Source organism: Limnohabitans sp. DCL3 (assembly GCF_048019295.1).
GTDB lineage: Bacteria > Pseudomonadota > Gammaproteobacteria > Burkholderiales > Burkholderiaceae_C > Limnohabitans_A.
Map to the genome: position 1 here is coordinate 2,426,154 of NZ_CP171842.1, position 23,673 is coordinate 2,449,826.

At 64.8% G+C, this 23,673-nt stretch carries 1 protein-coding gene; it reads right to left on the bottom strand.

Annotation, left to right across the window (positions count from 1 at the left end; all coding sequences use genetic code 11):
* The gene (locus ACHEXK_RS11135) at positions 1-23,652 is read right to left on the bottom strand and encodes a hypothetical protein (protein WP_416546172.1); all 23,652 of its coding nucleotides are present in this window, start codon (positions 23,650-23,652) and stop codon (positions 1-3) included.
* Between the last annotated feature and the right edge of the window lie 21 nt (positions 23,653-23,673).

Genomic DNA, 23,673 nt, shown 5'->3' on the forward strand with positions numbered 1-23,673 from the left:
TCACTGCGGCAACAAGGTCCAATCCGATTCTGTCAACAACTGTCCCGTGCTGCGCACCAAAGGCGCATCCAGCTCCAAAGACAAGACCACCGTGTTGTCGTCGGGCGACAGGCCATAGGCCATATCGCTGAGCAGGTCATCGGTGGAATCGGCCATGAAAGTGGAAGGGGTGATCGACACGGGCGCTGGCTGGCTGAGCAAGTAGCGACTGACCGAAATGGGCACCCAAGCAGCCAAGCCCACAGTCTGGCCTGCAGGCTGCCAGGCCAATGCGGGTGTGAAGCCTTCGCGGATGGCGGTCAGCTCGGTTTGCACCTGGCTGGCAGACACCATCACGCGCTGTGGCGCTTCACCGACCAACTTGACTTGCAAATACCCAACACCCTGGTCCATCAGTCGATAAACCATACCGCTCGAGGTCAGTCCGCGCGAGGCCACACCAGAAGGCGCCGACACCTGCAGGGCCTGGGCATTCACTGTGAGCATCTGAGCGGTATCGGCCGTGGCCCAGCGCTGACCGTAACCATGCACAGACACCGCTGGCGCCGTGACATGGGCATCGCCCGATGCTGCGGCTGCGGCCGAAACAATGCTGCCTTGTGGACCGTTGGCGTTGTGGCTGTAGAGGTCGATGCGCTGTTCTGAATCAAGGTGACCGACCACCATGCCCGTGGCCGCACTCATGGCCACAGCGCCAACGGCGACCACCGCCACGTCTGCACCCATGCGCACTTGACCGGTGGTGGACACCAGCGACACATCGCCCATGGCGTCCAGGCCCACATGCAAGTCCAACGAGCCGGCCGTGGCGCGCAGCACGGCAGACTGGGTCAAGGTCCAGTCGGGCTCACCGGCGCTGCCCAGGTGCACAGTGGTGCCACGCAAGATCACGCTGTCCGCTTCCAAAATGGTCCAGGGTTTGGCCGAAGGAATGCGGGTGATGGCGGCCGCATCGCCCAGAGTCAGGCTGCGGAGTCCGGCATCGCCGTCCTGGTCAGCCGCCAACCAATTCATCCACACCGCGAAGTCCAGAGCGCTGGGTGCAAAATCCAGCGGCGCCGCATCCGGCAGCCTGTCACGCAATTGCAACTGAGTGGTGTTTGGCGCGCCGCGCAAGACCACATGACCGCCATCGCTGTCGAACGTCACCTCACGGTCCCAGGTGATGCGGGTGGCACCCAGCACCAAGGTGGCACCTTCTTCCAACACAATGGCCACGCCGGTGCCCGTCACAAACGGGCCAAAGTCGATCTCACTGGCCAGCAGCGTCAGGGTCTGATCGCGCTGGACAGTCAAGCCACCATGCAGACTGAGCTTGCCGCCAATGACCTCCACCAGCGATGTTTTCGTCACCACCACCCGGTCATTGATGACCACATCCTTGGTTTGCAAAATATCAGCATCGTCGAGGAAGGTGGTGTGGCCCGGCCCCTTCACCTGCAGACCCGTGCCCGTGACCAGACCGCTGAAGCGGGTGTTGCCCAGGGTCTCCACCGCCACTTTGCTTGTGAAGGTCAGCCGGTCGCTGGCATCATTTGGCGTGGTTTGGAACCAAATGGCTTGATCCGCCTGACTGGTGCCCAGCACGATGGTGTCAAATTGCAGGCGGGCAGCCTCTTGGGAACTGATGTGCACACCGTTATCAGGCGTGACATTGGCCACCAAAGAGCCCAGCACCAAAGGCATGGATTCAGAAGCTCCCGCTAAGGTGGGCGTGACCACGTCAAGGCGCGGGCCACTCATGTTGGCACTGATTTGAATGTCTTCACTTTGCAGCACCAAAGGACTGCTCAGCACCAAATCGCGTTTGACCTCAAAGGCACCCACTGGGGCTTGCACGTTCAAGGGGCCGCTGCCGCTGATGCCCAGCACTTCCACAGCATCTGCGTCCTTCATGAAAACGCCGCCTGCGCCCATCGCAGCCGTCAGGCTGTCAATGTTGGTTTTCAAGGGGCTGGCCTGGCTGCCCAGGCCAGTGGCATTGAGCGTCAACTTGCCAGCTTTGAGCTCTACACCCTCGGATCCAATGTTGCCATCGAGAACGGCACCCGTCGCATTCAAATTCACGGCTTGACCGGTCGCATTGAAAGCAGCCACGCTCAAATCGCCGTCTGCGCTCAAGATCACGGCGCCCGTGGTGGTCAAGTCTTTGACCAGCAAAGCAACGCTGTTATCCAGACTCATACCGCCCGTTCCCAGCTCGCCACCCAGTCTGTTCACCGAGGTATTCATGGGAAGCGCGACGTTGCCCAAACCCGCAGCTGTCACCGTCAAGGCCGCTGCCGTGATGTTCACGGCGCTGCTGGACGAGTTCGCATTGAGCACCGCGCCTTGGCTGACCAGGGTCACGCTCTGGCCACCCGCGCTCAGGCTGGCCACGCTCAAATCGCTGGCCGCTGCCGTCGTCGTCAGGTTCACCGCGCCCGTGCTGCTCAAGCTGCTGACCAACAAGGCGTCGCTCTCCACCACGTGCGCGCCACCCGTGCCCACCGTCGCGGTCAGGCTGTCGAGTGAGGTTTCCATTCGGCTGGCGGCCGTCCCCAGGCCCGCAGCTGTCACCGTCAAGGCCGCTGCCGTGATGTCCACCGTATCGCCGTTGGCGTCACCATCGAGCACCGCACCCTGGCTGACCAGGGTCACGCTCTGGCCGCCCGCGCTCAGGCTGGCCACGCTCAAATCGCTGGCCGCTGCCGTCGTCGTCAGGTTCACCGCGCCCGTGCTGCTCAAGCTGCTGACCAACAAGGCGTCGCTCTCCACCACGTGCGCGCCACCCGTGCCCACCGTCGCGGTCAGGCTGTCGAGTGAGGTTTCCATTCGGCTGGCGGCCGTCCCCAGGCCCGCAGCTGTCACCGTCAAGGCCGCTGCCGTGATGTCCACCGTATCGCCGTTGGCGTCACCATCGAGCACCGCACCCTGGCTGACCAGGGTCACGCTCTGGCCGCCCGCGCTCAGGCTGGCCACGCTCAAATCGCTGGCCGCTGCCGTCGTCGTCAGGTTCACCGCGCCCGTGCTGCTCAAGCTGCTGACCAACAAGGCGTCGCTCTCCACCACGTGCGCGCCACCCGTGCCCACCGTCGCGGTCAGGCTGTCGAGTGAGGTTTCCATTCGGCTGGCGGCCGTCCCCAGGCCCGCAGCTGTCACCGTCAAGGCCGCTGCCGTGATGTCCAAGCCGTCGTTGCCCGCATCACCATCCAGCACCGCGCCCTGGCTGACCAGGGTCACGCTCTGGCCACCCGCGCTCAGGCTGGCCACGCTCAAATCGCTGGCCGCTGCCGTCGTCGTCAGGTTCACCGCGCCCGTGCTGCTCAAGCTGCTGACCAACAAGGCGTCGCTCTCCACCACGTGCGCGCCACCCGTGCCCACCGTCGCGGTCAGGCTGTCGAGTGAGGTTTCCATTCGGCTGGCGGCCGTCCCCAGGCCCGCAGCTGTCACCGTCAAGGCCGCTGCCGTGATGTCCAAGCCGTCGTTGCCCGCATCACCATCCAGCACCGCGCCCTGGCTGACCAGGGTCACGCTCTGGCCACCCGCGCTCAGGCTGGCCACGCTCAAATCGCTGGCCGCTGCCGTCGTCGTCAGGTTCACCGCGCCCGTGCTGCTCAAGCTGCTGACCAACAAGGCGTCGCTCTCCACCACGTGCGCGCCACCCGTGCCCACCGTCGCGGTCAGGCTGTCGAGTGAGGTTTCCATTCGGCTGGCGGCCGTCCCCAGGCCCGCAGCTGTCACCGTCAAGGCCGCTGCCGTGATGTCCAAGCCGTCGTTGCCCGCATCACCGTCCAGCACCGCGCCCTGGCTGACCAGGGTCACGCTCTGGCCGCCCGCGCTCAGGCTGGCCACGCTCAAATCGCTGGCCGCTGCCGTCGTCGTCAGGTTCACCGCGCCCGTGCTGCTCAAGCTGCTGACCAACAAGGCGTCGCTCTCCACCACGTGCGCGCCACCCGTGCCCACCGTCGCGGTCAGGCTGTCGAGTGAGGTTTCCATTCGGCTGGCGGCCGTCCCCAGGCCCGCAGCTGTCACCGTCAAGGCCGCTGCCGTGATGTCCAAGCCGTCGTTGCCCGCATCACCATCCAGCACCGCGCCCTGGCTGACCAGGGTCACGCTCTGGCCACCCGCGCTCAGGCTGGCCACGCTCAAATCGCTGGCCGCTGCCGTCGTCGTCAGGTTCACCGCGCCCGTGCTGCTCAAGCTGCTGACCAACAAGGCGTCGCTCTCCACCACGTGCGCGCCACCCGTGCCCACCGTCGCGGTCAGGCTGTCGAGTGAGGTTTCCATTCGGCTGGCGGCCGTCCCCAGGCCCGCAGCTGTCACCGTCAAGGCCGCTGCCGTGATGTCCAAGCCGTCGTTGCCCGCATCACCGTCCAGCACCGCGCCCTGGCTGACCAGGGTCACGCTCTGGCCGCCCGCGCTCAGGCTGGCCACGCTCAAATCGCTGGCCGCTGCCGTCGTCGTCAGGTTCACCGCGCCCGTGCTGCTCAAGCTGCTGACCAACAAGGCGTCGCTCTCCACCACGTGCGCGCCACCCGTGCCCACCGTCGCGGTCAGGCTGTCGAGTGAGGTTTCCATTCGGCTGGCGGCCGTCCCCAGGCCCGCAGCTGTCACCGTCAAGGCCGCTGCCGTGATGTCCAAGCCGTCGTTGCCCGCATCACCGTCCAGCACCGCGCCCTGGCTGACCAGGGTCACGCTCTGGCCGCCCGCGCTCAGGCTGGCCACGCTCAAATCGCTGGCCGCTGCCGTCGTCGTCAGGTTCACCGCGCCCGTGCTGCTCAAGCTGCTGACCAACAAGGCGTCGCTCTCCACCACGTGCGCGCCACCCGTGCCCACCGTCGCGGTCAGGCTGTCGAGTGAGGTTTCCATTCGGCTGGCGGCCGTCCCCAGGCCCGCAGCTGTCACCGTCAAGGCCGCTGCCGTGATGTCCAAGCCGTCGTTGCCCGCATCACCGTCCAGCACCGCGCCCTGGCTGACCAGGGTCACGCTCTGGCCGCCCGCGCTCAGGCTGGCCACGCTCAAATCGCTGGCCGCTGCCGTCGTCGTCAGGTTCACCGCGCCCGTGCTGCTCAAGCTGCTGACCAACAAGGCGTCGCTCTCCACCACGTGCGCGCCACCCGTGCCCACCGTCGCGGTCAGGCTGTCGAGTGAGGTTTCCATTCGGCTGGCGGCCGTCCCCAGGCCCGCAGCTGTCACCGTCAAGGCCGCTGCCGTGATGTCCAAGCCGTCGTTGCCCGCATCACCGTCCAGCACCGCGCCCTGGCTGACCAGGGTCACGCTCTGGCCGCCCGCGCTCAGGCTGGCCACGCTCAAATCGCTGGCCGCTGCCGTCGTCGTCAGGTTCACCGCGCCCGTGCTGCTCAAGCTGCTGACCAACAAGGCGTCGCTCTCCACCACGTGCGCGCCACCCGTGCCCACCGTCGCGGTCAGGCTGTCGAGTGAGGTTTCCATTCGGCTGGCGGCCGTCCCCAGGCCCGCAGCTGTCACCGTCAAGGCCGCTGCCGTGATGTCCAAGCCGTCGTTGCCCGCATCACCGTCCAGCACCGCGCCCTGGCTGACCAGGGTCACGCTCTGGCCGCCCGCGCTCAGGCTGGCCACGCTCAAATCGCTGGCCGCTGCCGTCGTCGTCAGGTTCACCGCGCCCGTGCTGCTCAAGCTGCTGACCAACAAGGCGTCGCTCTCCACCACGTGCGCGCCACCCGTGCCCACCGTCGCGGTCAGGCTGTCGAGTGAGGTTTCCATTCGGCTGGCGGCCGTCCCCAGGCCCGCAGCTGTCACCGTCAAGGCCGCTGCCGTGATGTCCAAGCCGTCGTTGCCCGCATCACCGTCCAGCACCGCGCCCTGGCTGACCAGGGTCACGCTCTGGCCGCCCGCGCTCAGGCTGGCCACGCTCAAATCGCTGGCCGCTGCCGTCGTCGTCAGGTTCACCGCGCCCGTGCTGCTCAAGCTGCTGACCAACAAGGCGTCGCTCTCCACCACGTGCGCGCCACCCGTGCCCACCGTCGCGGTCAGGCTGTCGAGTGAGGTTTCCATTCGGCTGGCGGCCGTCCCCAGGCCCGCAGCTGTCACCGTCAAGGCCGCTGCCGTGATGTCCAAGCCGTCGTTGCCCGCATCACCGTCCAGCACCGCGCCCTGGCTGACCAGGGTCACGCTCTGGCCGCCCGCGCTCAGGCTGGCCACGCTCAAATCGCTGGCCGCTGCCGTCGTCGTCAGGTTCACCGCGCCCGTGCTGCTCAGGCTGCTGACCAACAAGGCGTCGCTCTCCACCACGTGCGCGCCACCCGTGCCCACCGTCGCGGTCAGGCTGTCGAGTGAGGTTTCCATTCGGCTGGCGGCCGTCCCCAGGCCCGCAGCTGTCACCGTCAAGGCCGCTGCCGTGATGTCCACCGTATCGCCGTTGGCGTCACCATCGAGCACCGCGCCCACGAGCTGCAAGTTGACCGAGCCAGTGGCTTGCAGGCCTTGACCGCCAACAGTCAGGTCGCCGCTGAAAAGCTCCATGGTCAGGTTGCCCTGCAAGGACAGGCCGTCAAAGACCACGCCCGTGTCAGGATGATCCAGTGCTGTGCCGTTGGACGAGATGCGCTTGATGGGTACGGTCAAGGCGGAGACAGACAGCGCTTGGGTTTGGTTGATGAATGCAGAACCTGCTGTGGTCTGCAGGGCCAAGGTGCCCACCGCCATGTCGATGCGATCGCCTGCGGTGCCCACATCGGTACCACTCTGCACAGACAAGTTCAGCGCCTTGACGTCCACTTGTGGCGTGGCGTCGTCGCTGTCACCGTCGGTGATGGTGGTGCCCGCTTTGAGGGCTACAGAAGCGCCAGATGCGTCCACACGGCCCAGCGCCATGGCACTGCCCGCCTCCAAGCGCACATTGCCCGATGCGATCACCACACCCTCAGTGCGGTTGGAGCCCGTGCCCCAACTCAAAGCCATATCACGTCCGGCCAAGGCATCCAGGCTGCCGCTGGCCAGCACTTGGCCCAACAGTTTCATGTCCTGGCTGGCGGACAGGGACACCCCTGCGCTGCCAGCTTGGACGACGCTGCCTGCGCTCAAGGTCATGGTGCCTGCGCTGACGCCCATGTGCAGGGTAGCGGTTGTGCCATTGGTCACGCCCCCCACTGACGTGACCGTCAGATCGGAGACTGCACGCGCACTGACAACACCCCCTGCCACCACCGTCGCCGCCACAGAAATGGCATCTGCCGTGAGGCTGATGTCTCGCGCCACGCTCACGCCCTCATCCATGCGCATGCGGCTCTCGGCACTGAACTGCAAGGAGCCAAGGTCCGTGACGGTGATGCCGCTTTGGCTGCGAACCACCGGGATCGACACCGCGTTGGCGCTGACCGTTTGGACGGTCTGGTTTTGCAAGCTGGTCACTGTCACGCCGCTGACTCGCACACCTTCATCCTGCTGCACCATGCTCACGCCGCCAGCTCCGGCCGACAGGCTCAAGTCTGACACCGACACCCGCAGCGCGTTGGCCTCAGAGCCTAGGCCCTGACCCGCCTGCGCCAGCAAGACCAAGGCACGCACATCCACAGCCGAGGTCTTGCCCATGACAGAGCCGGTGCCTGCCAGCAGCACCGCTTTGCCGGTGGCTGCATGGACTGTATTCAGTGACAAATCGGAGCCGGCTTGCACCCAAGCACTGCCTTGGTTGCTGGTCAGTTCGCCAGCCAAGTCAATGGCTGTGCCCGCCAACAAATAAACATCGCCCGTTTGGCTGAGCAAATCAGACCCAACAGAGGTGTCCAGCGTACCTGCAGCCACCAAGGTCAAGCCACCATGGGTGGTGACATCGCCCTGCACGATCAGGTTGCCGCGCGAATCCAAACGCAGTGCGCCGCCCGTGGTCACGCTGCCTTGTACGCGCAAGTTATCGGCCGAGCTGCCCGAGCTGAGCACCCAGTCACCGCCCACCTGAGCCCCTGTGACACCCAACACCGTGGCCACATTCAAGGCACCCACATTGCTCAAGAAAGCCGAACCGGTGCCGGCGGGCTGCACACGCAGGGCCAAAGTGCCCACGTTCAAGGGGATCACCTGGGCACTGGTGCCCACGCTGCCTGCGTCCACCTGCAAAAGCAAGCGCGTGGCATTGAGGCTTTGGCCAGCATCGGCCGCCACCAAGTCACCGGCCAACAAGTGCAGGCGCATGTCGCTGTCGCCGCCTGCGCTCAGACGGCTTTGCGGAGCATCACTGGTGGCATTGGCCTGAGCCACACCCGTGGTGCTGACCTCGGTCACGCTCACGCCAACAGGCGCCAAAGTCAGGCCATTGTTTTCCGTGAGGAACACGCCCGCAGATTGAGAACCCGTGCTGGCCACGCTGAGCCTGCTCACCGAGGTACTCAGACTGCGCGCAGAAGTACCCACCGCATTGGCGGCCTCGATGCGCAGGTCCGTGGCGGTGACATTTTGACTGCTGCCCGCCGAATTGACGACAGCGCCGCCCGCAGACACCAGGCTGACCTGGTTGGCGACCACATTACCCAAGCTCAGGTCTTGGCCTGCACTCATGCGCAAGCTGCTGCCGGTGGCCTCTATGGTGGTCGTGCCAAGTTGGGTCAGCGCCCCACCAGCGGCCAAACTGAGGGTGCCAGCGCCGGCGGTGACCACGTCGGCCGACACATTCAGGGCGTCTGCAGCCTTGACCGTGACGTGACCCGTGGCGCTTTGCACCGCCGCATTGACCACCAAGTCACTGCCGCTGCCCTGAGCTTGCAGGAGCACAGTGCCACTGCCGTGGGCATGGATGGCCACGCCATCGGCATTGCCGTCGCTGAGCGTCAAACTGCCCGCTGTGGTGCGCAGCACAATGGCGCCGTTGCCCCCCGTGGTGCGCACATCGCTTTGCACCGCATCTGTGCTGTTGACCGTGGCCGTGATCGCATTGCTGCCCACGCGGTTGACACTCAAACCCACATCGCCCACCGTCAGGTCGTCGGCTTCGAGCAGGTAAATCCCACCGTTTGCGGCCCGGGCCGTCAAGGTGCCCACCGTGGTTTCCAGATGGTTCACGCTGCCTGCAATGCCCATGCCCGCACTCAAACGCAGTTTGGCGGCCGTGATGTTTTGCTGCACGTCGTTGAGCGTGCTCACCACATCGGCATCCACAATGCTGCCTGCACTGGCGGTGATGCTCACCTGTCCCAGACTCAGATCAATGTCACCCACCACCACATCGGTGCCCGCCAACAGGCGTGCCGTGGCAGAGGCGCCCGTGCTCGTCAACAGACTGGTGGCGCTTTGCGTGATGCTGCCCGTGATCGCTTGCACGTCCATGCTGCCGCTGCCAGACGCCGTGCTGGTGGTGCGCAGGTCGGCCGTGCCCGTCAAACTCACGTTTCGTGCAGCCAACACGCTCAGGTTACCGCTGCCGCTGCTGATGTCGGCGTTGAGCGTGATGTCCGTGCCCGCACCCAGAGCTTGGACCAACACATTGCCTGTGCCATCGGCGCTGATGGCGCTGTCGTCATCGGGCGCTGTCCCGTTGTTCAGCGTGATGCTGCCTGCTGTGGTGCGCAGCACAATGGCGCCGTTGCCCCCCGTGGTGCGCACATCGCTTTGCACCGCATCTGTGCTGTTGACCGTGGCCGTGATCGCATTGCTGCCCACGCGGTTGACACTCAAACCCACATCGCCCACCGTCAGGTCGTCGGCTTCGAGCAGGTAAATCCCACCGTTTGCGGCCCGGGCCGTCAAGGTGCCCACCGTGGTTTCCAGATGGTTCACGCTGCCTGCAATGCCCATGCCCGCACTCAAACGCAGTTTGGCGGCCGTGATGTTTTGCTGCACGTCGTTGAGCGTGCTCACCACATCGGCATCCACAATGCTGCCTGCACTGGCGGTGATGCTCACCTGTCCCAGACTCAGATCAATGTCACCCACCACCACATCGGTGCCCGCCAACAGGCGTGCCGTGGCAGAGGCGCCCGTGCTCGTCAACAGACTGGTGGCGCTTTGCGTGATGCTGCCCGTGATCGCTTGCACGTCCATGCTGCCGCTGCCAGACGCCGTGCTGGTGGTGCGCAGGTCGGCCGTGCCCGTCAAACTCACGTTTCGTGCAGCCAACACGCTCAGGTTACCGCTGCCGCTGCTGATGTCGGCGTTGAGCGTGATGTCCGTGCCCGCACCCAGAGCTTGGACCAACACATTGCCTGTGCCATCGGCGCTGATGGCGCTGTCGTCATCGGGCGCTGTCCCGTTGTTCAGCGTGATGCTGCCTGCTGTGGTGCGCAGCACAATGGCGCCGTTGCCCCCCGTGGTGCGCACATCGCTTTGCACCGCATCTGTGCTGTTGACCGTGGCCGTGATCGCATTGCTGCCCACGCGGTTGACACTCAAACCCACATCGCCCACCGTCAGGTCGTCGGCTTCGAGCAGGTAAATCCCACCGTTTGCGGCCCGGGCCGTCAAGGTGCCCACCGTGGTTTCCAGATGGTTCACGCTGCCTGCAATGCCCATGCCCGCACTCAAACGCAGTTTGGCGGCCGTGATGTTTTGCTGCACGTCGTTGAGCGTGCTCACCACATCGGCATCCACAATGCTGCCTGCACTGGCGGTGATGCTCACCTGTCCCAGACTCAGATCAATGTCACCCACCACCACATCGGTGCCCGCCAACAGGCGTGCCGTGGCAGAGGCGCCCGTGCTCGTCAACAGACTGGTGGCGCTTTGCGTGATGCTGCCCGTGATCGCTTGCACGTCCATGCTGCCGCTGCCAGACGCCGTGCTGGTGGTGCGCAGGTCGGCCGTGCCCGTCAAACTCACGTTTCGTGCAGCCAACACGCTCAGGTTACCGCTGCCGCTGCTGATGTCGGCGTTGAGCGTGATGTCCGTGCCCGCACCCAGAGCTTGGACCAACACATTGCCTGTGCCATCGGCGCTGATGGCGCTGTCGTCATCGGGCGCTGTCCCGTTGTTCAGCGTGATGCTGCCCGCTGTGGTGCGCAGCACAATGGCGCCGTTGCCCCCCGTGGTGCGAACATCAGACTGGTCCATCATGGGAACGGCGGTGCTGGCGCCCGCGGTGTCAATGCGGCTGACGCTCACACTGACGTTGTCAACAGTCAAGTCGTTGGACTCGAGCACAAACACGCCAGCACTGCCGGCCAGCGCAGTGAAGGTGTTCACAGAGATGTCCAACGCATCGCTGGCGCTGCCCACACCACCTGCCGCACCGGCTTGCACCAACAAGCCCAGTGCACTCACATCGATCTGAGGCGAGGCGCTGTCGTTGTCACCGTCTGAGATGGAAGTGCCCGCTTTGAGGGCCACAGAGGCGGTTGACGCATCCATGCTGCCCAGCTTCATCTCACTGCCCGCTTCCATCCGGACATTGCCAATGGCGGTGATGTTGCCTTGCGAGCGGCCCACGCCCGATCCCGTGATCATGTCAATGGCGCCCCCAGCCAGCACATCCAAGGTGCTGGCTGCCAGCACTTGGCCACGCAGGTTCACATCTTGGCTCGCCGTCAGGGAAGCCCCACCACTGCCAGCACTCACCACACTGCCTGCGCTCAGGGTCATGGAGCCCGCGCTCACGCCCATGTAAACGGTGGCTGCATTGCCGCTTTGCACGCGGCCAAGGCCTGAGGCGTTCAATGTCGAAATCGCGCGCAAACTCTGGTCGCCGCCAGCCACGACTGCCGCACCCACCGTGATCAAGTCACCGACCAAAGTGATGTCGTCGCCAGCGCTTGTGGCTGCCGTCACGGAAATCGAGTTGGCTGATGCACTGATGTCATCGCCGGCTTGGGTGATAGCCGAGACAGCGATGGAACCGCTGATCAAGTCGGCAGTGGCGGTGATGTCACCACTGCGCGCATGGGTCGTGGCAGATACTGCGATATCTTGGGCTGTCAGGCTGATGTTTTGGCCCACATCGACAGCCGATGAAATCGACAAATCGGTGTCGGCCGAGATGGACAAAGAGCCGCCGCTTGAGACCGTGACACCACTTTGGCTGCGCCCCCAGGTGCTGAGCAAGGCATTGGCACCGACGACCTGAACACTTTGATTTTGCAAATTGGCCACTGTCAAGCCGTCCACGCGCCCGACTTCGTCTTTTTGCACCAAACTCGCACCGTCGCCACCCGCTGACACACTCAGCTCAGACACCGAGACCCGCAGCGGATTGGCCACAGAACCTGCACCCAGGCCTGCCAGAACCAGCAAGGCGTTAGCGCGAACGTCTACAGCGGCGGTTTTACCCAGGATGGCGTTGCCTGCTTGCAAAACCACCTTGCCATTTTCGGCATTGAGGGTTTCAAACGTCAGACCCGTGCCCGCTTGTACCCAGGCACTGCCCTGGGTGCTGGTCACATCGCCGGCCAGGTCCATGGCTGCGGCAGCGTAGAGGGTGACGTCGCCGGTGAGGGTCAACACATCAGCCACCACAGCCGTGTCCATGCTGCCAGCGGCCAACAAGGTCAGGCTGCCCTGGGCTTGCACATCGGCCAAGACGCTCATGCTGCCACGAGAGTCTAGGCGCAAGGCGCCGCCCGTGATGACATTCGCTTGCACGTTCAGGCTGGTGGCCGAGGTGCCGGAGGTCAGCACCCAGTCGCCGCCCACCTGGGCGCCAGCCACACCCAATACGGTGTTGAGGTCCAAGGCCCCCACATTGCTCAAGAATGCCGAACCTGAGCCTGTGGGCTGCACGCGCAGCGCCAGAGTACCCACGTCCAGGGCCACCACTGGGGCACTCAAGCCAGACACACCCAACAACTCGTATTCTGCACGGGTGGGTTTGTCAGCCGCGCTGACCGCACCGTCGGCCAAAGTCAGAACCTCAAGGTAAGCATTGACCAGCGCCTGAACTTCGGCGGCGCTGTCCACCTCTGGTGCGCCCACGTTGGCACTGTTGAGCGCGCTGTTGATGGCCGCCAGATTGACCGATGTCACACCAGTGATGCCGGCCCCGGTGTAGGTGGCCAAGCTGGGACTGCTCTCGGTGGCACTGTTGTTCATGGCCGCACCCCCAAGGGTTTGAGCCACTGGTGCCAAGCCATTCACCAAGGTTTGCAGCTCGGGCAAGGTGTCGGCGCCCAAGCCATCGTCAGAAGTATTGCGAATCGCCAGCTGCACGGCCGCCAGATTGGCCGGGCTCAAGCCCGTCAGCCCCAGGGCTTGGAGCTGAACCAAGCTGGGCGCCGGGTTGGCCGCCAACACACCGGCCAGCGTGGCCGAGACTGCATCAGCCAGAACTTGCAACTCGGCTGCGGTATCGACATGGATGCGGGCAGTGATGTCGATCACATCCCCGAGCAAACTGACCTTGAGTGCACTGTCCACACCCGTGATGCCCAGCACGGCATAGTCTGCCAACAGCGGCTTGAGCGTGTCGTTGTCCACAGCGTCGGCCGCATTCAATACCTTGGCATAGGCATCCACCACCGCCTGAACTTCGGCCACGGTGTCCACCTGTGCGCTGCCCACACCAGGTGTGTTGAGGACACTGTTGATGGACGCGATGTTGGCAGCGGTCACGCGCAGCACACCGCCATTGCCTGTGCCTGCAGCTTGGCTGTAGTCGGTGAGACTGGGCTTGCCTTCGGTGGCGTTGTTGTCTTCGGCCGCCTGTTGGATGGCGGCCAACTGAGTCAGACTGACCGGTGGTTGGACCAGCTGGGCCTGGGTCACCACCGCTTGCAACTCGCTCAAGCTGTCGACGCCTGAGCCGTCTTCAGCCGTGGCTTGCAGGGCCCGGTGCACAGCGGCCAGGTTTTGAGGCGTCACGCCTGTCACGCCCAAGGCATGCAGCTGCGCGACGCTGGGGCCGGCCCCCCCCACCACGGCGGACAGCACCGCAGCCACCGCATCGGCCAACTGCTGCAACTCGGCCACATTGTCCACGGCGGCGGTGGCTTTGACGTCAATGACAGAACCCAGTAGATTTTGTTTTTGCAGTGTGTTAGCACCTGCGCTGCCCGCGTCAATTTGCAACAGCAAACGCGTGGCTTTGAGACTTTGGCTGGCATCGGTCGATACCAAATCACCCGCCAACAATTGCAAGCGCATATCGCTGTTGCCACCGGCCATCACGCTGCTTTGCGCGGCGTCGCTGGTGACACTGCTCGCGGCTGCGCCCGCACTGGTGACTTCGGTCACGCTCACGCTGACGGATCCTAAGGTCAAGCCGTTGTCTTCGGTCAGGAAGACGCCTGTCGATTGCGAACCCGTGCTGGCCACACTCAGCGTGCGAACAGAAGTACTCAAACTTCGCGCTGACGTGCCCACCGCATCGTCAGCAGCGATGCGCAGCACAGTGGCAGCGACGTTTTTGCTGCTGCCCACCGCATTGATCACCGCGCCGCCGGCAGACACCAGACTGACCTGGCTGGCCACCACATTGCCCAGGGTCAGGTCTTGGCCCGCGCTCAGGCGCAAGCTGCTGCCAGTGGCTTCTAAGGTGGTGCTGCCCAATTGCGTCAGCGCGCCGCCGGCGCTCACGCTCAAGTTGCCGATGCTGGCGGTTTTCACATTGGCCGAGACATCAATGGCGTCTGTGGCCTTGAGGGTGATGTGACCGGTCCCACTTTGAACCATGGCGTTCACTGACAAGTCGCTGCCGGCACCCTGGGCTTGCAGCAACACATGGCCGCTGCCGTTGGCGCTGATCGCCACACCGTCCGCGTTCCCGTCGTTCAGCGTCACGCTGCCCGCCGTGCTGCGCAGCACGATGGCGCCGTTCAAACTGGTGCGCACATCAGCCTGTGCCGCATCCGTCACCGTGCTCACCGCAGCAGCCGAGCCCACGCGGTTCACGCTCACCGCCACGCTGCCCACCGTCAAATCGTCGGCTTCCAGCAGATAAACGCTGCCCGCAGAGCTCGCCGTCAAAGTCCCCACCGTGGTTTCCAGGTGGTTCACGCTGTCCGCGATCACGGTGCCCGCATTCAGCCGCAAGCTCACCGCCGTGATGTCAGGGTCGGTGTCGTTGGTCGTGGTCACCGGATCGGCATCCAAAATACTGCTGCCCGCCGTGATGCTCACCGCGCCGCTGGCCACAGAAATGTCACCAACCGTCACGCTCGTGCCCGCCAAAAGGCGGGCTGTCGCACCCGTGCCGGCGCTGCTCATCGTGCTGCTCGCGCTCATGAGCAACGCACCAGCCGTGGCCTCCGCGTCCATGCTGGCGGTCCCAGGCGTGGCGCCCGTGATGCGCAAATCGGCGTTGGCACCCAAAGTCAAATCAAGCCCAGCCAACACGCTCAGGTTGCCCGCTTCGCTGCTCACATCGGCGTTAACCGTGATGCTCTTGCCTGCGTTGATCGCCTGCACCAACACGTTGCCGCTGCCGTTGGCGCTGATCGCCACACCGTCCGCGTCCCCGTCGTTCAGCGTCACGCTGCCCGCCGTGCTGCGCAGCACGATGGCGCCGTTCAAACTGGTGCGCACATCAGCCTGTGCCGCATCCGTCACCGTGCTCACCGCAGCAGCCGAGCCCACGCGGTTCACGCTCACCGCCACGCTGCCCACCGTCAAATCGTCGGCTTCCAGCAGATAAACGCTGCCCGCAGAGCTCGCCGTCAAAGTCCCCACCGTGGTTTCCAGGTGGTTCACGCTGTCCGCGATCACGGTGCCCGCATTCAGCCGCAAGCTCACCGCCGTGATGTCAGGGTCGGTGTCGTTGGTCGTGGTCACCGGATCGGCATCCAAAATACTGCTGCCCGCCGTGATGCTCACCGCGCCGCTGGCCACAGAAATGTCACCAACCGTCACGCTCGTGCCCGCCAAAAGGCGGGCTGTCGCACCCGTGCCGGCGCTGCTCATCGTGCTGCTCGCGCTCATGAGCAACGCACCAGCCGTGGCCTCCGCGTCCATGCTGGCGGTCCCAGGCGTGGCGCCCGTGATGCGCAAATCGGCGTTGGCACCCAAAGTCAAATCAAGCCCAGCCAACACGCTCAGGTTGCCCGCTTCGCTGCTCACATCGGCGTTAACCGTGATGCTCTTGCCTGCGTTGATCGCCTGCACCAACACGTTGCCGCTGCCGTTGGCGCTGATCGCCACACCGTCCGCGTCCCCGTCGTTCAGCGTCACGCTGCCCGCCGTGCTGCGCAGCACGATGGCGCCGTTCAAACTGGTGCGCACATCAGCCTGTGCCGCATCCGTCACCGTGCTCACCGCAGCAGCCGAGCCCACGCGGTTCACGCTCACCGCCACGCTGCCCACCGTCAAATCGTCGGCTTCCAGCAGATAAACGCTGCCCGCAGAGCTCGCCGTCAAAGTCCCCACCGTGGTTTCCAGGTGGTTCACGCTGTCCGCGATCACGGTGCCCGCATTCAGCCGCAAGCTCACCGCCGTGATGTCAGGGTCGGTGTCGTTGGTCGTGGTCACCGGATCGGCATCCAAAATACTGCTGCCCGCCGTGATGCTCACCGCGCCGCTGGCCACAGAAATGTCACCAACCGTCACGCTCGTGCCCGCCAAAAGGCGGGCTGTCGCACCCGTGCCGGCGCTGCTCATCGTGCTGCTCGCGCTCATGAGCAACGCACCAGCCGTGGCCTCCGCGTCCATGCTGGCGGTCCCAGGCGTGGCGCCCGTGATGCGCAAATCGGCGTTGGCACCCAAAGTCAAATCAAGCCCAGCCAACACGCTCAGGTTGCCCGTTTCGCTGCTCACATCGGCGTTAACCGTGATGCTCTTGCCTGCGTTGATCGCCTGCACCAACACGTTGCCGCTGCCGTTGGCGCTGATCGCCACACCGTCCGCGTCCCCGTCGTTCAGCGTCACGCTGCCCGCCGTGCTGCGCAGCACGATGGCGCCGTTGGCGCCTGTGGTGCGCACATCGGCTTGGGCAACGTCACTCACCGCAGTGACGGCTGCCGTGCTGCCCACGCGGTTCACGCTCACCGCCACGCTGCCCACTGTCAGGTCGTCGGCTTCCAGCATGAACACCCCGCCCCCAGCGGCCTGTGCGCTCAGCGTACCCACTGCCGTTTCAAGGTGGTTGTCCGAGGCCGCGATGGCCGAGCCTGCGCTCATGCGCAGGCTGACTGCCGATAGGTCAAGGTCAGTGTCGTTGGTCGCACCGGTCAATGGGTCCGCGTCCACAATCGCACCCGCCGTGGCGGTGATGCTGATCGAGCCCGTGGCCACCGTGATGTCGCCCACCGTCACGCTCGTGCCCGCCAAAAGGCGGGCGGCGGCAGTGGCACCCGTGCTCAGCAACACGCTGCTGGCGTTCATGGTGATGGCGCCGGTGCCGGCTTCCAAGTCGATGTGGCCGTTGCCCGCGGCGGTGCTGGCGGTGCGCACGTCGGCGTCTGCCGCAAAGCTCAAAGCCTGGGCGGCTCGCACGCTCACATTGCCGTTGGTGCTGGTCACATCGGCGTTGAGCGAAATGTCGGTGCCCGCGCCCAGCGTTTGCAAGAGCACATGGCCGCTGCCGTTGGCGCTGATCGTCACACCGTCCGCGTCCCCGTCGTTCAGCGTCACGCTGCCCGCCGTGCTGCGCAGCACGATGGCGCCGTTCAAACTGGTGCGCACATCAGCCTGTGCCGCATCCGTCACCGTGCTCACCGCAGCAGCCGAGCCCACGCGGTTCACGCTCACCGCCACGCTGCCCACCGTCAAATCGTCGGCTTCCAGCAGATAAACGCTGCCCGCAGAGCTCGCCGTCAAAGTCCCCACCGTGGTTTCCAGGTGGTTCACGCTGTCCGCGATCACGGTGCCCGCATTCAGCCGCAAGCTCACCGCCGTGATGTCAGGGTCGGTGTCGTTGGTCGTGGTCACCGGATCGGCATCCAAGATGCTGCCCGCTGTGGCGGTGATGCTCACCTTGCCAGTGTTCAGATCAATGTCACCCACCGTCACGTCTGTGGCGGCCAAGAGGCGCGCGCTGGCCGTGGCGCCGGTGCTCTGGAGCATGCTGGTGGCGCTTTGGGTGATGCTGCCCGTGCCGGCCAACACATCAATGCTGCCGTTGCCTGCGCCCGTGCTGCTGGTCACAATGTCGGCTGTGCCGGTCAAGCTCACGCTGCGCGCAGCCAACACGCTCACGTTGCCGCCGCCACTCACAATGTCGGCATTGACCGTGATGTCGGTGCCTGCGCCCAGCGTTTGGATCAACACATGGCCGCTGCCGTTGGCGCTGATGGCGGTGTCGTCAGCAGGCGCTGTGCCGTTGTTGAGCGTGATGGCGCCGGCCGTCGTGCGCAGCACAATCGCGCCGTTGCCGCCGGTGCTGCGCACGTCGCTCTGAGCTGCATCGCTCACCGTGCTCACAGCCGCTGCACTGCCCACACGGTTGACGCTCAGACCCACATCGTCCACGCTCAAGGCGTCGGCTTCCAACAAGAAAATGCCACCATTGCCTGCGCGTGCGCTGAGCGTACCCACCGTGGTTTCCAGGTGGTTCACGCTGTCCGCAATGCCCATGCCAGCATTCAGGCGCAGCGCACTGGCCGTGATGTCGGGGTCGGTGTCGTTGGTCGTGGTCACCGGATCGGCATCCAAGATGCTGCCCGCTGTGGCGGTGATGCTCACCTTGCCAGTGTTCAGATCAATGTCACCCACCGTCACGTCTGTGGCGGCCAAGAGGCGCGCGCTGGCCGTGGCGCCGGTGCTCTGGAGCATGCTGGTGGCGCTTTGGGTGATGCTGCCCGTGCCGGCCAACACATCAATGCTGCCGTTGCCTGCGCCCGTGCTGCTGGTCACAATGTCGGCTGTGCCGGTCAAGCTCACGCTGCGCGCAGCCAACACGCTCACGTTGCCGCCGCCACTCACAATGTCGGCATTGACCGTGATGTCGGTGCCTGCGCCCAGCGTTTGGATCAACACATGGCCGCTGCCGTTGGCGCTGATGGCGGTGTCGTCAGCAGGCGCTGTGCCGTTGTTGAGCGTGATGGCGCCGGCCGTCGTGCGCAGCACAATCGCGCCGTTGCCGCCGGTGCTGCGCACGTCGCTCTGAGCTGCATCGCTCACCGTGCTCACAGCCGCTGCACTGCCCACACGGTTGACGCTCAGACCCACATCGTCCACGCTCAAGGCGTCGGCTTCCAACAAGAAAATGCCACCATTGCCTGCGCGTGCGCTGAGCGTACCCACCGTGGTTTCCAGGTGGTTCACGCTGTCCGCAATGCCCATGCCAGCATTCAGGCGCAGCGCACTGGCCGTGATGTCGGGGTCGGTGTCGTTGGTCGTGGTCACCGGATCGGCATCCAAGATGCTGCCCGCTGTGGCGGTGATGCTCACCTTGCCAGTGTTCAGATCAATGTCACCCACCGTCACGTCTGTGGCGGCCAAGAGGCGCGCGCTGGCCGTGGCGCCGGTGCTCTGGAGCATGCTGGTGGCGCTTTGGGTGATGCTGCCCGTGCCGGCCAACACATCAATGCTGCCGTTGCCTGCGCCCGTGCTGCTGGTCACAATGTCGGCTGTGCCGGTCAAGCTCACGCTGCGCGCAGCCAACACGCTCACGTTGCCGCCGCCACTCACAATGTCGGCATTGACCGTGATGTCGGTGCCTGCGTTGATCGCCTGCACCAACACGTTGCCGCTGCCGTTGGCGCTGATCGCCACACCGTCCGCGTTCCCGTCGTTCAGCGTCACGCTGCCCGCCGTGCTGCGCAGCACGATGGCGCCGTTCAAACTGGTGCGCACATCAGCCTGTGCCGCATCCGTCACCGTGCTCACCGCAGCAGCCGAGCCCACGCGGTTCACGCTCACCGCCACGCTGCCCACCGTCAAATCGTCGGCTTCCAGCAGATAAACGCTGCCCGCAGAGCTCGCCGTCAAAGTCCCCACCGTGGTTTCCAGGTGGTTCACGCTGTCCGCGATCACGGTGCCCGCATTCAGCCGCAAGCTCACCGCCGTGATGTCAGGGTCGGTGTCGTTGGTCGTGGTCACCGGATCGGCATCCAAAATACTGCTGCCCGCCGTGATGCTCACCGCGCCGCTGGCCACAGAAATGTCACCAACCGTCACGCTCGTGCCCGCCAAAAGGCGGGCTGTCGCACCCGTGCCGGCGCTGCTCATCGTGCTGCTCGCGCTCATGAGCAACGCACCAGCCGTGGCCTCCGCGTCCATGCTGGCGGTCCCAGGCGTGGCGCCCGTGATGCGCAAATCGGCGTTGGCACCCAAAGTCAAATCAAGCCCAGCCAACACGCTCAGGTTGCCCGCTTCGCTGCTCACATCGGCGTTAACCGTGATGCTCTTGCCTGCGTTGATCGCCTGCACCAACACGTTGCCGCTGCCGTTGGCGCTGATCGCCACACCGTCCGCGTCCCCGTCGTTCAGCGTCACGCTGCCCGCCGTGCTGCGCAGCACGATGGCGCCGTTCAAACTGGTGCGCACATCAGCCTGTGCCGCATCCGTCACCGTGCTCACCGCAGCAGCCGAGCCCACGCGGTTCACGCTCACCGCCACGCTGCCCACCGTCAAATCGTCGGCTTCCAGCAGATAAACGCTGCCCGCAGAGCTCGCCGTCAAAGTCCCCACCGTGGTTTCCAGGTGGTTCACGCTGTCCGCGATCACGGTGCCCGCATTCAGCCGCAAGCTCACCGCCGTGATGTCAGGGTCGGTGTCGTTGGTCGTGGTCACCGGATCGGCATCCAAAATACTGCTGCCCGCCGTGATGCTCACCGCGCCGCTGGCCACAGAAATGTCACCCACCGTCACGCTCGTGCCCGCCAAAAGGCGGGCGGCGGCAGTGGCACCCGTGCTCAGCAACACGCTGCTGGCGTTCATGGTGATGGCGCCGGTGCCGGCTTCCAAGTCGATGTGGCCGTTGCCCGCCGCGGTGCTGGCGGTGCGCACGTCGGCGTCTGCCGCAAAGCTCAAAGCCTGGGCGGCTCGCACGCTCACATTGCCGTTGGTGCTGGTCACATCGGCGTTGAGCGAAATGTCGGTGCCCGCGCCCAGCGTTTGCAAGAGCACATGGCCCGTGCCGTGGCTGCTCACCACCACACCGTCGGCGTTGCCGTCATTCAGGGTCAAGCTGCCGGCCGTCGTGCTCAGCACAATCGCGCCATTGCCTGAGGTGGTGCGCAGGTCGGACTGGCTGCTGGCTTCGGTGCCGCTGGTGCCCGTGCTGCTCAGACGGTTGACGGTGACCGTCAAGCTGTCGACCACCAGGGTATCGGTTTCATTCACAAAAATGCCGCCGCTGCCAGCCGCTCCGGTGAAGGTGGTCACCGTGCTCTCCAGTGCGTCGGCCGAGGTGCCCACGCCGCCGGCAGATCCGGATTGCACCAGGAGGCCTGCGGCGCTCACGTCCACCAGGGTATCGGCATCACCGTCGGTGATGGAGCTGCCCGCGATCAGCGCGACATGGCCCGAGCTCTGGATTTTGCCAAGGGCCAAGCTGGTTCCGGCTTGCACCCGTACGTCGCCCACAGCCTTGAGCGAGCGGCCGGTTAAGACCATGGCCGTCCCGGCCTGCAGGTCCAGGGTGCCCCCCATGGGGTCAAGGTCGGTACCGGCGTCGGCACCGTCTGGGAGCACCAAGTCGGCATTGGTGCCCAGCGTCAGGGCCGTGCCCGCGCGCAAGCTCACCGAGCCGGGGGAGGACACGTCGGTGGACGCGGCCAAGGTCAGGGTGAGGTCGCCGTCGGTGCTGGACAGAGTTTGCACCGAGACCATGCCGCTGGTGTTGCTGGTGTCACTGAGCTTGGCTTTCAGCAGGGTCAACGCGCCGCCGGCGGCGGTTTCCACCAAGCGAATGCTGCCGCTGCCGGAGTTGCTCAGCGAGGCGCTGTTGACTTCGGTGGCGAACAAATTGATGCCAGTGACCGCGTCCACCAAAAGAGCCGCGCCCTGCAAGGGCTCGCTGCTTTGGCCATCGCCCAAGCTGGCGTTGGTTTCGTTGCTTTGCGTGACCTGACCCGTGGCTGAATAGAGCGTGATGTTTTGCAAGGCGCTGGCCTGGCTCAGGTCTGTAGACGCCAGCAAGCGGTTGCGGATGTCGATGTGGCTGGTGGCGTCGAGCTTGACCGAGCCCTTGATGGCCAAGCCAGGGTTTGCCGCGCTGGAGATATCTTCAATGGTGATGGTATTGCCATACACCTCCAGCGGGGCATGAAAGGTGTACTGGTTTGCCCCCGTGAAGCCAGCGATGCGGACTGCACCCTGGCCTACAGTCGCGTGGCCCGTGTTGGTGTCCAGGTGGCCCAAAATAATTTTTGAAAATCCGCCCGCGCTGATCAGGGACAACTCGGTGGCGCTGAGGTCGAGTTTTTCCGAAGCCACGCCGGCGGGGCTTCCCACTTCCATGCCCAGGTTGAGCGTGGTGGTGCGCATGGTGAGCACGCCACCGATGGACTTGAGCGTAGAGCCAGCCAGCAACTCGATTTCGTCGCCCTCCAACAAGATGCTGCCACCGTTGACGTTGACGGTGTTGTTAAAGCGAATCTCAGAGGCGCCACGAATGGTCAGGCTACCGCCCGTGATGGTGAGCTTGCCAGAAAAGGTCACCAGACCGTCGGTTTCAATGACCAAGGGGCCAGCCAGCACCACATCGTGGTCGAATATCACCGCGCTGGGCGATCCAGTGGGGGTGACCGTGCTGGCCGTGATGGTCAAACTCTCCAAAGGATCATTCAAGCCAACGGCCGAGTAAAAGCGCACCACACCCGTCGCTTTGATGGTGAGGTGGTCGGCCACCTGCGGGGCGTCCGAATCACCGTCCAAGAACGTCACGGGGAAGCTGGCGCCACCTTGGTCGCCGATGTACATGGAACCATTGCTGCCAGGGTTGGCCACATTCACGTAAGTGGAGGTCAGCGTCACATTGCCGCTGATGGTGTTGTCCCCAGCGAGTTGGACTCCGGTGATGTTTTGGTTGGTGCTGAAGTTGGCTTGCTCCACCACAAAACTGCTCATACCCCACCACAACACGGCACGGTCATCTTCCAGTGCCATGCGCTGGCGCTGCGCCGGCTCCAGCGGCAAGGCCAGCACATGGGCAGCAAACAGCTCGCCCTCGTCACCAGGGCTGTCGGTCTCGCCGTTCAATGCCGAATCCAGACCGTGGCCGAGTTCTTCAACCAGCACGCGCAGCAAGTCCGCGTCGGTGGCCAACCCATTGAGCCATTGGCGATTGACAAAAACTTCAGCCCCCCCCGAGGGGCCGCATCCGGTGAATGCGGCCATGGCGCCGCCCAGCTGTTCATTGGAGGCCAGCGTCAGTGTGACGCCGCCTGCCCCCTGCAACCAGTCTTGGCGTACCGACTCGGTGTGCAACAGCCCTTGGACATCACTGCCCTGCCCAGGGAACAGGGCTTGGAGATCTTGGGCGAGGATGTTCCCCAAAAACGATTGCACGGCCGTACGCGCCTGCCCATACACCGATTGCAGCCGAGCTTCCCCCAAATCGCTGCCCAAGCTGCTGGGCAAAAGCACACCGGTCTGCCCCATGTCGACGCCCGCCGCCGCCAGGATGCCGGAAAAAACACCCGGCTTGCCATCGACCTGACTCAGGTCCAACTGCCCAGAAGGCTCGGCCGCTGCACTGCTGAGCGCAGTGGGCTGCACCGCCTCATGCCACAAGGGCTCTGGCTCTTGCACAGGAAAAGCCGCCTGCAAAGCAGCGGCGACTGGCGTGGCCGACAACAGCCAACGCGGCTCCAGCCCCTCAAGGGCAAAGCGGCGTGCGCGGCCTGTCTCCTTCGGGTTGGATGAAAGAGACGACGGCAAGAAAGGCACTTGGGGCATGTTGGGCTCTGCGGAAGATGT

Excerpts from the sequence above, each read along its gene's own strand:
- ACHEXK_RS11135 (WP_416546172.1), bottom strand. The coding sequence starts at position 23,652 with ATGCCCCAAGTGCCTTTCTTGCCGTCGTCTCTTTCATCCAACCCGAAG.